Annotated in this window: 13 protein-coding genes; all 13 read right to left on the bottom strand. The window is 71.3% G+C overall.

Annotated features, from left to right (window positions below; genetic code table 11):
• Nucleotides 1-7: 7 nt before the first annotated feature.
• The 13 genes from AB0K80_RS13440 to AB0K80_RS13380 all read right to left on the bottom strand — a co-directional run bounded on the left by AB0K80_RS13440 (nucleotide 8) and on the right by AB0K80_RS13380 (nucleotide 15030).
• Entirely contained in the window at nucleotides 8-1414 is a 1407-nt protein-coding gene (locus tag AB0K80_RS13440; RefSeq protein WP_365668951.1) for an aspartate aminotransferase family protein, read from the bottom strand.
• The gene (dxs, locus tag AB0K80_RS13435) at nucleotides 1411-3306 is read right to left on the bottom strand and encodes a 1-deoxy-D-xylulose-5-phosphate synthase (RefSeq protein WP_365668949.1); all 1896 of its coding nucleotides are present in this window, start codon (nucleotides 3304-3306) and stop codon (nucleotides 1411-1413) included. The genes AB0K80_RS13440 and dxs overlap by 4 nt, the downstream gene beginning before the upstream one ends.
• A 28-nt stretch (nucleotides 3307-3334) precedes the next feature.
• Entirely contained in the window at nucleotides 3335-4492 is a 1158-nt protein-coding gene (ispG, locus tag AB0K80_RS13430) for a flavodoxin-dependent (E)-4-hydroxy-3-methylbut-2-enyl-diphosphate synthase (protein WP_365668947.1), read from the bottom strand.
• 55 nt (nucleotides 4493-4547) lie between these two features.
• Nucleotides 4548-5573 (bottom strand): adenosyl-hopene transferase HpnH, encoded by a 1026-nt coding sequence (hpnH, locus tag AB0K80_RS13425; protein ID WP_365668945.1) that lies wholly within the window; start codon nucleotides 5571-5573, stop codon nucleotides 4548-4550.
• A gap of 5 nt (nucleotides 5574-5578) precedes the next feature.
• The gene (locus AB0K80_RS13420) at nucleotides 5579-6268 is read right to left on the bottom strand and encodes a 1-hydroxy-2-methyl-2-butenyl 4-diphosphate reductase (protein ID WP_365668943.1); all 690 of its coding nucleotides are present in this window, start codon (nucleotides 6266-6268) and stop codon (nucleotides 5579-5581) included.
• Nucleotides 6268-8265 carry a squalene--hopene cyclase gene (gene shc, locus AB0K80_RS13415; RefSeq protein WP_365668941.1) on the bottom strand — a complete coding sequence of 666 codons (1998 nt, stop codon included), beginning with the start codon at nucleotides 8263-8265 and terminating at the stop codon, nucleotides 6268-6270. The genes AB0K80_RS13420 and shc overlap by 1 nt, the downstream gene beginning before the upstream one ends.
• Before the next feature lie 143 nt (nucleotides 8266-8408).
• A complete protein-coding gene (locus tag AB0K80_RS13410; protein WP_365669165.1) occupies nucleotides 8409-9473 on the bottom strand; it encodes a polyprenyl synthetase family protein in 1065 nt (354 codons plus the stop codon).
• 74 nt (nucleotides 9474-9547) lie between these two features.
• Entirely contained in the window at nucleotides 9548-10960 is a 1413-nt protein-coding gene (gene hpnE, locus AB0K80_RS13405) for a hydroxysqualene dehydroxylase HpnE (protein WP_365668940.1), read from the bottom strand.
• Complete coding sequence (locus AB0K80_RS13400; protein ID WP_365668938.1) at nucleotides 10957-11106, bottom strand: DUF6380 family protein; 150 nt, start codon at nucleotides 11104-11106, stop codon at nucleotides 10957-10959. Before AB0K80_RS13400 ends, hpnE begins: the two co-directional genes overlap by 4 nt.
• The gene (hpnD, locus tag AB0K80_RS13395) at nucleotides 11106-12056 is read right to left on the bottom strand and encodes a presqualene diphosphate synthase HpnD (RefSeq protein ID WP_365668936.1); all 951 of its coding nucleotides are present in this window, start codon (nucleotides 12054-12056) and stop codon (nucleotides 11106-11108) included. The genes AB0K80_RS13400 and hpnD overlap by 1 nt, the downstream gene beginning before the upstream one ends.
• Nucleotides 12053-12955 carry a squalene synthase HpnC gene (hpnC, locus tag AB0K80_RS13390; protein ID WP_365668934.1) on the bottom strand — a complete coding sequence of 301 codons (903 nt, stop codon included), beginning with the start codon at nucleotides 12953-12955 and terminating at the stop codon, nucleotides 12053-12055. Before hpnC ends, hpnD begins: the two co-directional genes overlap by 4 nt.
• A 373-nt stretch (nucleotides 12956-13328) precedes the next feature.
• Entirely contained in the window at nucleotides 13329-14108 is a 780-nt protein-coding gene (locus AB0K80_RS13385; protein WP_365668932.1) for an ABC transporter ATP-binding protein, read from the bottom strand.
• Nucleotides 14101-15030, bottom strand: a complete 930-nt coding sequence (locus tag AB0K80_RS13380) for an ABC transporter permease (RefSeq protein ID WP_365668930.1) — start codon at nucleotides 15028-15030, stop codon at nucleotides 14101-14103. The genes AB0K80_RS13385 and AB0K80_RS13380 overlap by 8 nt, the downstream gene beginning before the upstream one ends.
• Nucleotides 15031-15085 lie beyond the last annotated feature (55 nt).

Here is a 15085-nt window from a genome sequence, read left to right as displayed (position 1 = left end):
AAAACGGTCAGCGGTTGGCCACCGCCTGCTTGACCAGGGTCTTGCCGAAGTCCCACACCAGCCCGCCGTCGTGGGCGTCGTCCATCACGGCGGTGAAGGCGTCGACGAACCGCTCCACCTCGCGTTCGCCGATGATCAGCGGCGGGATCAGTTTGATCACCTCCATGTGGTCGCCGGAGACCTGGGTGAGGATCCGGTGCCGCTGGAGCAGCGGTACGACCACCATCTGCGCGAACAGTCCCTTGCGCGCGGCCTGGAGCATGGCCCACCGGCTGCGCAGCTTCAGCGACTTCGGCCTGCCGAACTCGATCCCGATCATCAGGCCCCGGCCGCGGACGTCGGCGAGCAGCTCGTACTTCTCGGTGAGCGCCGTCAGCCGGGACTTGAGCAGCTCACCGGTGGCGCGCACACCCGCGACGATCTGCTCGTTCTCCATCACCGACAGCACCGCGAGACCGGCCGCCATGGCCTGCGCGTTGGCGCCGAAGCTCGCCGAGTGCACCAGCACCCGGTCCATCGAGGAGTAGACCTTCTTGAAGATCCAGTCCCGGCCGAGGGTGGCGCCCACCGGCACATAGCCACCGGAGAGGGCCTTGGCCACGCACACCAGGTCGGGCTCGACCCCGTCCTCGTGCTGGTAGGCGTAGAAGTCGCCGGTGCGGCCGAGCCCGGTCTGCACCTCGTCGGCGATGAGCAGCGCCTTGTGCCGGCGCAGCAGCTCCTGGGCGGCACGCAGATAGCCGGGCGGGGCCTCGTGGACGCCCTTGCCCTGGATCGGCTCCACGATCAGGGCGGCCACGTCGCCCTTCCTCAGCTCCCGCTCCAGCGCGTCGAGATCGCCGAGCGGGACGGGGGTGTCGGGCAGCAGCGGGGCGAAGCCGTCGCGGAAGCCGGGCTCGCCGTTGACGGACAGCGAGCCGGTGGTCAGGCCGTGGAAGGCGTGCGCGCAGTAGAGGATCCTGGGCTTGCCGGTGGCGTACCGGGCGAACTTCAGGGCGCCCTCGACGGCCTCCGTGCCGCTGTTGCCGAAGAACACCCGGTCCAGGTGGGGGCTGTGCGCGAGCAGTTTCTCGGCGAGCAGGCCGGGCAGCGGCGGGCAGTCGAACCGGGTGAGGTCGGCGAGCGAGGCGTCCAGGACGTCGTGCAGCGCCTTGCGGACGACGGGGTGGTGGCGGCCCAGCCCCATCACCCCGAACCCGGCGAGCATGTCGAGGTAGTCGTTGCCGTCCGCGTCGAAGAAGTAAGCGCCCTCGGCGTGCTCGTAGACCTTGTCGAAGCCGATGGTGTGCAGCATCCGGGGCAGCTGGTGGTTGAGGTACCGGGCGTGCAGCGCGTAGCGTTCGCCGCCACGCTCGGCCAGCAGCGTGCCGAGGTCGAACTCCCCGGTCCCGGCTGCGGGTTCGGCGGTGGTCATCCCTGGTTCTCCTTGGACAGCTCTTCCTTGACGGCCAGGCTCGCGCTGATCCGTCCGGCGACCTCCACGGGGGTGAGGCCGATGTCGGCGAGCACCTCGGCGCGCTTGGCGTGCGCGAGGAACTGTTCCGGTATGCCGAACCGCCGTACGGGCACGTCCACGTCGGCGTCGCCCAGGGCGAGCGCCACCGCCGAACCGACGCCGGCGGCGCGGCTGTTGTCCTCGACGACGGCGACCATCCGGTGCTCGGCGGCCAGGCCCGGCAGCGCCGGGTCGACGGGCTTGACCCAGCGCGGGTCGACGACGGTGCAGCCGACGCCGCGGGCCGCGAGCAGTTCGGCGGCCCGGAGGCAGACCGGCGCCATGACACCGACGGCGACGAGCAGCACGTCCGGCTGCCCGGACCGGGACAGCACGTCCATACCGCCCACCCGGTCGACGGCCGGTACCGACGGCCCGACGGACTCCTTGGGGAACCGCACCAGGGTCGGCGCGTCGTCCACGGCGACCGCCTCCCGCAGCTGGGCACGGAGCTGGTCGGCGTCGCGCGGCGCGGCGATCCTGAGGCCGGGCACGACCTGCAGGACGGACATGTCCCACATGCCGTTGTGGGAGGCGCCGTCGACGCCGGTGACACCGGCCCGGTCCAGGACGAAGGTCACCCCGCAGCGGTGCAGGGCGACGTCCATCAGCAGTTGGTCGAAGGCGCGGTTGAGGAAGGTGGCGTAGACGGCGACGACCGGGTGCAGTCCGCCGGTCGCCAGGCCCGCCGCGGACACGGCCGCGTGCTGCTCGGCGATGCCGACGTCCCACACCCGGTCCGGGAAGCGTTCCGCGAACTTTCCGAGGCCGACCGGATGCAGCATGGCGGCGGTTATCGCCACCACGTCCTCGCGCTCCTCACCGATCCGCACGATCTCGTCGCCGAACACGGAGGTCCACGACGGGGCGCCCGCGGGCGTGAGGGGCGCGCAGGTCAGCGGGTCCATCACCCCCACGGTGTGGAAGTGGTCCTCCTCGTGGGCGAGGGCAGGCTCGTAGCCCCGGCCCTTGACCGTCAGGCAGTGCACGAGCACGGGTCCGTGGAAGCGCTTGGCGCGCCGCAGCGCCGACTCCACGGCCCCGATGTCGTGGCCGTCGATCGGCCCGAGGTACTTCAGGCCCAGGTCCTCGAACAGGCCCTGCGGGGCGAAGGCGTCCTTGAAGCCCTTCTTGGCGCCGTGCAGTGCCTCGTAGACGGTGGTGCCGATGACGGGGGTGCGCTGGAGCACCTCCTTGCCCCAGGCCAGCACCCGCTCGTAGCCGTCGGTGGTGCGCAGGGTCGCGAGGTGGTTGGCGAGGCCGCCGATGGTCGGGGCGTAGGAGCGTTCGTTGTCGTTGACGACGATGATCAGCGGCCGGTCCTTGGCGGCCGCGATGTTGTTCAGCGCCTCCCAGGCCATGCCGCCGGTCAGGGCCCCGTCGCCGACGACCGCGACGACGTGGCCCCTGTCCCCCTGCACCTGGCGGGCCTTGGCGAGCCCGTCGGCCCAGCCGAGGGCGGTGGAGGCGTGGCTGTTCTCGATGACGTCGTGCTCGGACTCCTCACGGGAGGGGTAGCCGGACAGGCCTCCCTTGCCGCGCAGTTTGGAGAAGTCCTGCCGGCCGGTCAGCAGTTTGTGGACGTAGCTCTGGTGGCCGGTGTCCCACAGGATGCGGTCGACCGGCGACTCGAAGACCCGGTGCAGGGCGATGGTGAGCTCGACCACCCCCAGGTTCGGACCGAGATGGCCGCCGGTTCTGGCGACCGCGTGCACCAGGAACTCCCTGATCTCGTCGGACAGTTCACCGAGTTCCGCCTCGGACAGCGCCTTCAGGTCGCGTGGTTGCCGAATGGTCTCCAGGATCGTCACGCTCGGGCCCCCTTCCAATCCGTGCTGTTCAGCTCACGGTGACGGCCGGCTCCCCCGACGCGACGCCGTCCTGCTCCATCTGCTCGGCGAGCTTCATCGCCTCGTCGATCAGCGTCTCGACGATTTTCGACTCGGGTACGGTCCTGATGACCTCGCCCTTGACGAAGATCTGTCCCTTGCCGTTGCCGGAGGCGACGCCGAGGTCGGCCTCGCGGGCCTCGCCGGGGCCGTTCACCACGCATCCCATCACGGCGACGCGCAACGGCACCTGCATGCCGTCGAGCCCGGCCGTGACCTCCTCGGCGAGCTTGTACACATCCACCTGGGCCCGCCCGCACGACGGGCACGAGACGATCTCCAGCCGCCGCTGCCGCAGCCCCAGCGCCTGGAGGATCTGGATGCCGACCTTGACCTCCTCGACGGGCGGCGCGGACAGCGAGACGCGGATGGTGTCGCCGATGCCCTGGGAGAGCAGCGCGCCGAAGGCGACGGCCGACTTGATGGTGCCCTGGAAGGCCGGGCCGGCCTCGGTGACGCCGAGGTGCAGCGGGTAGTCGCACTGCTCGGCGAGCTGCCGGTAGGCCTCGATCATGACGACCGGGTCGTTGTGCTTGACGGAGATCTTGATGTCGCGGAAGTCGTGCTCCTCGAACAGCGACGCCTCCCACAGGGCGCTCTCCACCAGCGCCTCGGGGGTCGCCTTGCCGTACTTCTGGAGCAGGCGCTTGTCGAGGGAGCCGGCGTTGACGCCGATGCGGATCGGGGTGCCGTGGTCCTTGGCAGCCCTGGCGATCTCCTTGACCTGGTCGTCGAACTTCTTGATGTTGCCGGGGTTGACGCGGACCGCCGCGCAGCCGGCCTCGATGGCAGCGAAGACGTACTTCGGCTGGAAGTGGATGTCGGCGATGACCGGGATCTGCGACTTCCTGGCGATGACCGGCAGCGCGTCGGCGTCGTCCTGCGTGGGGCAGGCGACGCGCACGATCTGGCAGCCGGAGGCGGTCAATTCGGCGATTTGCTGGAGGGTGGCGCCGATGTCGGAGGTCCGGGTCGTCGTCATCGACTGCACCGAGACGGGGGCGTCTCCGCCGACCGCCACGGATCCGACCTGGATCTGCCGGGACGCGCGCCGCTCGGCGACCGGCCGGGCCGGCACCTCGGGGACGCCCAGGGGAACGGCGGTCATGGCCTCACCTCTTGTTCTGCGCACCTGGGGCGCCCCAACACGGCCGTCACGACGGTCAGCCCTTGCTTCCGCCGGCGACGGTCTCGCGCATCGCACGCAGGGACTCCTTCAGCGACCCCATGGTGGCCAGGACGGCGGTCGGTTCGTACCCGCAGTGCGCCATGCAGTTGGCGCAGCGCGGGTCCTTGCCGCGGCCGTACTTGTCCCAGTCGGTCTCCTCGATGAGCTCCCGGTAGGTCGGCACGTAGCCGTCGCTCATCAGGTAGCAGGGGCGCTGCCAGCCGAACAGGGAGTAGTTCGGGATCGCCCACGCCGTGCACGGGAAGTCGACCTTGCCCTCGAGGAAGTCGAGGAACAGCGGGGAGTGGTTCAGCCGCCACTTCCTGCGGTTGCCGCCCGCGAAGGCCTTCTTGAACAGCTCCCGGGTCTGCTCCACGCCCAGGAAGTGCTCCTGGTCGGGGGCCTTCTCGTAGGCGTAGGCGGGCGAGATCATCATCTCGTCGACCTCGAGCTCGTCGTTGAGGTAGTTCAGCACCTCGATGACGGTCTGCGGGGTGTCGGTGTTGAAGAAGGTCGAGTTGGTGGTGACCCGGAAGCCGCGCCGCTTGGCCTCCTTGATGGCCTCCACCGCCTCGTCGAAGACGCCCTCCTTCGCCACCGACGCGTCGTGCCGCTCGCGCAGCCCGTCGATGTGCACGGCGAAGGCGAAGTAGGGGGACGGCGTGAACTTGTCGATCTTCTTGCGCAGCAGCATGGCGTTGGTGCACAGGAAGACGTACTTCCGCCTGGCCACCAACTGCCGGACGATCTCGTCGATCTGAGGGTGCATCAAAGGCTCGCCCCCGGCGATCGACACCATCGGCGCGCCGGACTCGAGCACCGCGCCGACGGCCTGCGCGACGGGCATGCGCTGCTTGAGCACCCCCGCCGGGTGCTGGATCTTGCCGCAGCCCTCGCACTTGAGGTTGCAGGCGAAGAGCGGTTCCAGCTCGACGATCAGGGGAAACTTGTCCCGCCTGCGGAGCTTTTGTTCAGCCAAGTACGTAGCGACCTTGATGGACTGGCGCAGCGGCATGGCCATCTGGCTCACCTCCTGGGGAGCAGCAAAGAACGGTGCCATTCGAAGAAAGCGGGCAGGACCGAACAAAGAACACGGAAAGCCGATATTCCACCGCGCACCGTGCCGATCCGGACTAGTTCATGTTCTGGAGCGTCCACGACCACCCGGACGGCCGCAACCGGGCGCTCGCCCTGGCGCACGGCGGTCAGCAGCGTGGCCGCCGACTCCATGTCGACCGCGATCGCGCCGGTCGCGCGCAGCTTCGCGCGTTCGTGACCGCGTACGACGTGGTCGGAGCCGGTGAGCGGCCCGGTGTGCACGGTGCGCCCGGGCACGGCCCGGCCCAGCTCCTTGACGAGCAGCTCGGTCCCCACGCACGGGACGCTGCCGCGCGGGTCGCGGGTCTCCTCGGCGACGACGAGGTCACCGGGGTGCATGCCGGGGGCGAGCCCCGCGCAGAAGCCGGTGGCCAGCACCGCGGCGTCGTGCAGTTCCGGGGCGGCCAGCAGCCGGGTGACGGAGCGCTCGGCCGCCGCCGGGCCCATGCCCGTGCGCAGGACGGTGACCGGCCCGGCCGCGCCGTGCGGGGCGGGTGCGCCGCAGGGGTGCACCGGCGCGCCCCGCCGCACGCCCCGGTCGCCGGCGCGCAGGGCGAACTGCTCGATGCCGAGCGCGCAGGCGATCAGCAGGGGGGCCGGGGCGGGCCGGGTGCTCATCAGCTCCCCTTGCGCCGGTCGGCGAAGGGCTCCCCGTGGACGTACCGGCCGAGAGCGGTGAGCGGGAACACGTGCCGGTAGAGGTGGTAGTTGATGGAGAAGTCCCAGGGGAAGCCGGTCCCCGTGAAGTAGGGCTCGTCCCAGGAGCCGTCCTCCCGCTGGGTGGTGGTGAGCCACTCGACGCCGCGTTCGACGGCCTTGGAGTCCCGCTCCCCCGCCGCGAGCAGGGCCATCAGGGCCCAGGCCGTCTGCGAGGCGGTGGAGGCACCCCGGCCACTCCATTTCTCGACGTGCTGGTAGGAGCGCAGGTCCTCGCCCCAGCCGCCGTCGTCGTTCTGCACGGACTCCAGCCAGGCCACGGCCCGCCGGATCGCCGGGTGGGAGCCGGGCAGGCCGGCCGCGACCAGGGCGGGGACGACGGAGCCGGTGCCGTAGACGTAGTTGACGCCCCAGCGTCCGAACCACGAGCCGTCCGGCTCCTGTTCGGCCAGCAGCCACGCGATGCCGCGCCGGGTGCGCGGGTCGTGGGCGAGACCCTCGACCGCGAGCATCTCCACCACGTGCGCGGTGACGTCGGCGGACGGCGGGTCGATGACCTCGCCGAAGTCGCAGAACGGCAGCCGGTTGGGCAAGCGGCTGGTGTTGTCGACGTCGAAGGCGCCCCATGCGCCGTTCTTCGACTGCATGCCGAGGTTCCAGCGCACCCCGCGCGCGATGGCGTTGTCCACGCGCTCCGGGTCGTGGTGCCTGACGCGGCGCAGGGCGAGGACGACCTCGGCGGTGTCGTCGATGTCGGGGTAGTTGTCGTTGTGGAACTCGAACGCCCAGCCGCCCGGGGGCAGTTCGGGCCTGCGCACCGACCAGTCGCCGGGGCGTACGACCTGCTCGCCCAGCATCCAGTCGGCGGCCTTGACGAGCTGCGGGTGGTCGGCCGGGAGCCCGGCGTCGGCCAGCGCGATGGTGGCGAGGCAGGTGTCCCACACCGGCGACTGGCAGGCCTCGATCATCCGGGCCCCGTCCTCGCGCCACACGGCGAACCGGTCGAGGGACTCCAGGCCGGCCCGCATCACGGGGTGCTTCAGGTCGTAGCCGAGCAGGTGGAGGGCGATGATCGAGTACACGGCCGGGGGCTGGATGCCGCCCCAGCAGCCGTCGTTCTCCTGCCGTTCGATGATCCAGCGGGCGGCGGTGTTCATGGCCGCCCTGCGCAGCCGGCGGGGCGCGACCTTGCGGTAGGCGTGCAGCGCCTTGTCCAGCCGCTGGAAGACGCCGTCCCAACTGGCCGCCGGGGCGAGGGGTCTGGGCGGGCTGGGGTTGCCCGGATCGGTGTGCAGTTCGTCGAGGGGGAAGGGCGCGGGCCTGACCGGCCGCTTCGCGGAGACGATCGTCAGCGGGACGATGGTCTGCCGGGCCCAGCACCCGAAGTCGTAGATGTTGAGCGGCACCCACGTGGGGACGTAGATCAGCTCGGGCGGGAGTTCGGGCAGGTCCTCCCACTTCCACCAGCCAAACAGGGCGAGCCAGATCCGGGTGAAGACGCGGGCGGCGGCGATCCCGCCGTGCGCGCGGATCCAGGCGGCGGCCTTCGCCATGTGCGGGGCGTCGGGCGCGTCGCCGGCCAGGCGGAGCGCGACATAGGCCTCGATGGTGGTGGACAGTTCGCCGGGGCCGCCGTGGAAGGTGGCCCAGGTGCCGTCCTCGCGCTGCTCGCCGCGGATGAAGAGGGCGGCCGCCTCGGTGGTCCGCTCGTCGCGGATGCCCAGGAACTGGCGGAGCAGCAGGTCCTCCGCGTCCATCGTGACGTTGGTCTGGAGGTCGCCCTTCCACCAGCCTTCGGGGTCCTGCCGTGCCAGCAGGAAGTCGGTGGCGCGTCGCACCGCGTGCACGGCGGCTTCGTGGACCCCGGCCGCCCCGGGGATCTGGGTCTGTGTGTCACTGGCCGCGGTGGCGCGGGGCGGAAGGGTCGCCCCGGTGCTTCCGTCGGTCGTCGCTGTCATGGCTTCCCCTTCGTGCAGTGCTGCAAGGAGTGCGTCTGCTGTGGGTCCGCCGTCGGCCGGCGGGCGCTGACGCGCCACACCGGCCGGCGACTACGCGAGGACTATTCGACCGATAAGGATCATCTCTTTTCGCCTGGTGGGGATCATCTCTTGCGTACGACGACGAAGTCGGCGAGTGCCCTGAACCGGTCGCGCACCCGGTCGGGCATGTCGACGGCGTCGAGCGCCTCGATCGCGACGGTGTGCTGACGGCGTGCCTCTTCGGCGGTCCACTCGCGGCCGCCCGCCTCCTCGATGAGGGCGGCGCGGACCGCGAACTCCTCCTCGGAGAAGTTCTCGAAGTCACTGGCCTTGGCGTCGGCGGCGAGCAGTTCGCCGAGCCGCTCGGAGGCGGAGCCGCCCGCCGCGAGCGCGGCGACCACCGGCAGCGACTTCTTGCGCTGGCGCAGGTCGCTCCAGGTCTGCTTGCCGGTGGAGACCGGGTCGCCCCAGATGCCGAGCAGGTCGTCGATCGCCTGGAACGCCAGGCCCAGGTGGTAGCCGTACCTCTCCAGGCTGTCGGCGGTGCGGTCGTCGGCGCCGCCGAGCACCGCGCCGATGGAGGAGGCGCAGGCCAGCAGGGCGCCGGTCTTGTTGCCCTCCATCTCCAGGCACTCCTCGACGCTGACGCGGTCGCGGTGCTCGTAGGAGATGTCCTGGGCCTGGCCGTCGATCAGGGCCCGGGTGGCGGTGGTCAGACGGCGGGTGGCCCGGCCCGCCTCGACGGTGCCGAGTTCCAGCAGCACCTCGTTGGCGAGGGCGAACAGGGCGTCGCCGACGAGGATGGCCTGGGCGGGGCCGTGCACCTTCCAGACGGTGTCGCGGTGGCGGCGCTGTTCGTCGCCGTCCATCAGGTCGTCGTGCAGGAGCGAGAAGTTGTGGACGAGTTCGACGGCGACCGCGCCGGGGACGCCGGTCTCGGGCGCGGCTCCGGTGACCTCGGCGGACAGCATCGCCAGGGCGGGGCGTACGGCCTTGCCGCCGTCGCCCGTCGCGGGCCTGCCCTGGGCGTCGATCCAGCCGAAGTGGTAGGCGGCAACAGTGTCCATGGGAGGTGCCAGGCGGTCGACGGCCGCCCGCAGTACCGGGGTGGCCAGGGTCCTACCGCGCTCCAGGAGCGCGGTGACGTCCACCGCGGTCTCTCGAGCGGCCTTCGAGGCCGGGGGCACAGTGGGCACAGTCTCTCCTCTTGTTGCGGTACCGGGGGTGCGGGGGCCGCCTGCCGCGCTGCGCTGGTCGAGCATCAGGCCGCCTCCTCGACGTCGAAGAGGTGGCGCGGGCGGGGCCGGCCCAGGGCGCTGAGCGCGGCGTCCGCCGCGCTCACGCCACTGCGGACCGCACTCTCCATGGTCGCGGGCCACCCTGTGGCGGTCCACGCTCCGGCCAGGTAGAGGCCGGGTGCCTTGGTGCGGGCGCCGGGCCGCAGACGCCCGACGCCGGGGGTGGGAGCGAAGGTCGCGGTGCGCTCCCTGGTCACGAAGAAGTCCTTCACCTCTGCGCCGCGGGTACGGGGCAGCAGCCGCTCGAGCTCCGGCAGGTACCGCTCGCGCAGCACGGCCACCGGTGCGTCGATCTCGTCGTGCACGGCCGACTGCGACAGGGCGAGGTACTGCCCCTGCCGCAGCCCGGAGGCCTCGGTGCGGTCGAACACCCACTGCACCGGCGTGCCGAGCGCGGCGAAGAACGGCCTGCTCAGCACCGTGCGGTCGTAGACGACATGGATGTTGAGGATGGGCGCGGTGCCGATCCGCAGGAGGTTCTCGGGCGCCTGAAGCGCACCGGCGGGCAGCAGGTCGTGCGTCTCGCGCTGCGGCACGGCGAGCACCACCGCGTCCGCCTGCAGCGTCTCGCCGGGAACCTGGACGCGCCACGTCCCGGTCACGTCCCGCGAGACGGAGGTGACCCGGGCCCGCAGCTCGGTCCGCACGCCCGCGGCGTCGAGCGCCTTGCGCGCCAGCCGGTCGTGCAGGTCGCCCAGCGGGACGCGGGCCCAGCCGATGTCGGCCGCGCCCGGGCCGGACAGCAGACCGGTCTTGAACACCATTGCGGCGAGCCCCAGCGAGGCGTCGGAGGCGACCGCGTTGAGGGTGGCGACCCCGACCAGGTCCCACAGGGCCTCGACGGCACGCGCCGACTGGCCGTGCGCGGCCAGCCAGCTGCCGAAGTCCTGGGTGTCGAGGGCCGGATCGGCGAGGTCGAGCCCGCTCAGCGCGAGCGCGGCCCGCCCCACCCTGGCGCGGTCGGCCAGTGACAGGTGCGGATAGGTGGCGAGGCTGCGCCCCAGGTGCAGGGGCACGGGCAGCGCGTCGCGCCGCAGCCGGCCGAGCCGCCGCCCCGCGGGGCGCGTGACGTCCAGGACGGGTACGTCGAGACGGTCCTGCAGCGGTGCCAGCGCCGCTGCGTCGATACGGTCGAGGAACCAGCGGTAGGCGGTGCAGCAGCGCAGGTACACGTGCTGCCCGTTGTCGACGGTCAGCTCGCCGCGCTGGAAGGAGAACGCCAGGCCGCCCAGGCGCGGCCTGCCCTCCAGCAGGGTGACGCGCACCCCGGCGTCGGCGAGCGTGAGCGCGGCGGTGACGCCGGCCAGCCCGCCGCCGACCACGACGGCGTGCCGCCCGCCGGCGAGCGGTTCACCGGACCGCGTGCCGTGGGTCATCGCGCACCCTCCCCTGCCCGGCCGCCGTGCCGCGTGCCGCGTGCGCGCCCGGCCGTCGTGGTCAGGGACGCCGCTCGGCGCCGGAGGGTTGCCTGCCGCTTCGCGCCGACGGCCCGGCTGTGGTGTCCTGCGACCGGCCGGCCCATCAGGCGCGCCTCCTGACGGTCCGTCGCGACACGTGCCGCGTGTCCAGGCCGGACAGCCCGCGCACGGCGACGTACGCCTTCTCGCGCCCGGGCAGCGAGACCCGGCCGCGCAGCACGGCCTCCGGGTCCCGTTCGATGCGGTCGAGCAGGCGGCGGTAGATGCCGGCCATGGCGGCGACACAGGCGCCGCTGCGCCGGTCGAGCATGGGCAGCAGCCGGTAGCCCTCGGCGAACAGGGCGCGGGCCCGTCGCACTTCGAAGTGCACGAGGCCCGCGAAGTCGGAGCCCTCCGGTGGCCTCGGCCCGCTGAACCCGGCCGAACAGCCGAACTTCGCCAGGTCGTCGGCGGGCAGGTAGGTGCGTCCGCCCGCGGCGTCCTCGCGGACGTCCCGGAGGATGTTGGTGAGCTGGAGCGCCAGTCCGAGCGTGTCGGCGTACTCGGGTGCGCGCTCGGCGCCGCGCGCGCCCGGTTCCGTGCCGAACACGCCGAGCGAGAGGCGTCCGATGGCGCCGGCCACGCAGCGGCAGTACACCTTCAGGTCGTCCCACGTCTCGTAGGTCTCGCCCCGCACGTCCATCAGGACGCCGTCGATGAGCTCGTCGAGCCCGCCCAGCGGGATCGGGAAGTGCTCGGCTGCATGGGTGAGGGCGACCGCGACCGGGTCGGTGTCGTCCTGCGCGACCTCACCCGCGCGGACCCGGGTGAGCAGGGCGCGGGTGTCCTCCAGCCGGGCGACCTTGACGTCGTCGGCCAGCGGGCCGTCGCCGATGTCGTCGACGCGCCGGGAGAACGCGTACAGCGCCGACATCGCGCGGCGCTTGGGCGCCGGCAGCAGTCTGATGCCGTAGGCGAAGTTACGGGCCTGCTGTCCGGTGACGGCCTCGCAGTAGCGGTAGGCGGCGAGTACCGGTGCGGACGCGTGTGGTTCCGACTCCACGGTCCGGATCACCCCTCTCCTCGCAGAGTCACGCCCACCTCACGCAGCAACTGGACCTTGCCGGGCTTGGGCGGGCCGGGAAGTACGTCATAGTCGGCGGCGGCGATCGCGCGGATCGCCGCCCTTCCCCCCGCCACGAACCCTGCGAGCAGCAGCTTGAGTCTGCCGTGGACGCTACCCACGAGAGGGGCGCCTTCATTCAGCAGATCGCCGGCCCTTCGCGCTTCGTACGCAATCAGCGCACGCACCGACGCGCCGGCGCTCTTCGTGGCGAGATCCGCCTCCTGGACGTGAAAGCGTTTCATGTCCGCGGCGGGCAGGTAGATGCGGTCGCGGCCGAGGTCCTCGGCGACGTCCTGGAGGTGCTCGACGATCTGCAGGGCCGTGCAGATCAGGTCGGAGCGGCGGACCCGCTCCGGGGTGGAGGCGCCGGTGACGGCGAGGACGAGACGGCCTACGGGGTTGGCGGACAGCTCGCAGTAGGCGAGCAGGTCGTCGTAGGTCTCGTAGCGCCGGACGAGCTGGTCCTGGCGGTTGGCGGCGATCAGGCCGAGGAAGGGCTCGGGGGTCAGCGAGCGGCGGCGCACGGTGGTCTGCAGCCTGCGCAGCAGGGGGTGGCGGGGCGTGCCGTCGAAGACCCGGCGCAGGTCGGCCTCGAAGGCGTCGAGCAGGACGAGGCGGTCCTCGGCCTCCTGGGCGCGGACGCCGAGCAGGCGGGCGTCGGCGCCGCCGGGGGCCAGGTCGCCGTCGCCGATGTCGTCGACCAGACGGGCGAAGCCGTAGACGGCCATCAGGTCCGCGCGCCAGGCCCGGGGCAGGAAGAAGGGGGCCACGGGGAAGTTCTCGCCCGCGGCCTTGCCGAGCGTGCCGCGCTCCGGGTCGGCGGCGCGTGCCGTGCCGGTTGCCGTCACCGCGGACTGCCCGGGGCGGGGACGGCGCACGCTGCGTGGAGCTGGGGAGTTTCCGTAGCCATTGCCGTCACATCTCCCGTTCTACACTGCTGACCCAATACAGACTATTTCGGACACGCCGCCCGGCTGTTCGTGCAGCAGCCCTCACGGAAGGTCCTGGGTGAGGGTGTCGCGCATTATCGCCCGACTTGCCGGGTTTCGGGACCCGTACAGCTTACGTTGTACAGCGCGGTGCGCCTCCCCTGGGTGTCCTGCGGATCACGACAACGCGCCGATCGGGTCCAAGATTCCTGTGTTGCCCGGGAGTTGACGCTTCCTTTGCAGACGCGGGGCCCCGCCGGAACAGTTCCGGCAGGGCCCGGGGCATATCGGGTTACTTGCCCGTGAACTTCTCGTACTCCTTGAGCACCTCGTCGGTCGGACCGTCCATGCGCAGTTCGCCGCGCTCCAGCCACAGGACCCGGTTGCAGGTGTCGCGGATCGACTTGTTGTTGTGGCTGACCAGGAACACGGTGCCGGCCTCCTTGCGCAGCTCGCGGATGCGGTCCTCGGAGCGCTTCTGGAACTTGCGGTCACCGGTGGCCAGGGCCTCGTCGATCATCAGGACGTCGTGGTCCTTGGCCGCCGCGATGGAGAAGCGCAGGCGGGCCGCCATGCCGGAGGAGTAGGTGCGCATCGGCAGCGTGATGAAGTCGCCCTTCTCGTTGATGCCGGAGAAGTCGACGATGTCCTGGTAGCGGGCCTTTATCTCCTCGCGGGACATGCCCATGGCGAGGCCGCCCAATATGACGTTGCGTTCGCCGGTCAGGTCGTTCATCAGGGCCGCGTTGACGCCGAGCAGCGAGGGCTGGCCGTCGGTGTACACCTTGCCCTTCTCGGCGGGCAGCAGGCCGGCGATGGCACGCAGCAGGGTGGACTTGCCGGAGCCGTTGGAGCCGATCAGGCCGATGGCCTCGCCGCGGTAGGCGACGAAGGAGACCCCGCGCACGGCGTGCACCTTGCGCACCCCGCGCTCCTCGCCGCGCCTGAGGATGCGGCTGAGGGCCGCCGTCGCGCTGCCCTTGCCGGTCTTGGCGCCGTTGACGCGGTAGACGATGTGCAGGTCGTCCGCGATGACGGTGGGAATCCTCTCCCGCTGTTCCTGCTCAGCCACGGCCGTACCTCTCCTCCGCCTTCCAGAAGTACACGAAGCCGCCGGCGGCGAGCAGCACGGCCCAGCCGAGGGCGACCGCCCACACGTGGTCGGGCAGGTTCTGTGAGCCGTAGCCGTCGATGAGGGCGAAGCGCATGAGGTCCATGTAGATGGCGGCCGGGTTCCACTGCAGGACCGTGGCGATCCAGGCCGGCTTGTCCTGGAGCATGATCGGGATGGAGAACATCACGCCGGAGGCGTACATCCAGGTCCGCATCACGAACGGCATGAGCTGGGCCAGGTCCGGGGTCTTGGCACCGGCCCGGGCCATGATCAGCGCCAGTCCGGTGTTGAAGAGGAACTGGAGCACCAGCACGGGGACGATCAGCGCCCAGGACAGGTCCGGGTAGCTGCCGAAACCGATGGACACCGCGAACAGCACGATCATCGAGAACAGCAGCTGCTGGAGCTGCTGCAGCGCGAAGGAGATCGGCAGGGAGGCGCGCGGGAAGTGCAGGGCGCGCACCAGGCCGAGGTTCCCGGAGATCGCGCGCACGCCCGCCATCACCGAGCTCTGCGTGAAGGTGAAGACGAACACGCCCGTGACCAGGAAGGGGATGTACACCTCCCGGGACATGCCCCGGTCGGCCTCCAGGATCAGGCCGAAGATGAAGAAGTACACGGCCGCGTTCAGCAGCGGCGTGACGACCTGCCACAGCTGGCCGAGCTTGGCCTGGCTGTACTGGGCGGTCAGCTTCGCCTGGGAGAAGGCGATGATGAAGTGCCGCCGTCCCCACAGCTGGCGGACGTACTCGGGCAGGGACGGCCGGGCGCCGCTCACGGACAGCCCGTACTTGGCGGCGAGCTGTGCCGCCGTGAGGCCCTCGTCGGGCGACGCGGGCGCGCTCACCGCGACCGTGCCGTCGTGCGTTGTCTCACTCACCAGTTGGACACTTTCGTCTTCGAGATGCGCAGCCTGTGCGGGCCTGGCATGAGCC

This window comes from Streptomyces sp. NPDC052682 (assembly GCF_040678435.1).
In the GTDB taxonomy this organism is placed as follows: domain Bacteria; phylum Actinomycetota; class Actinomycetes; order Streptomycetales; family Streptomycetaceae; genus Streptomyces.
The sequence above is the reverse complement of the archived record's forward strand: the minus strand, read 5'-3'. Positions and strand labels throughout refer to the sequence as shown.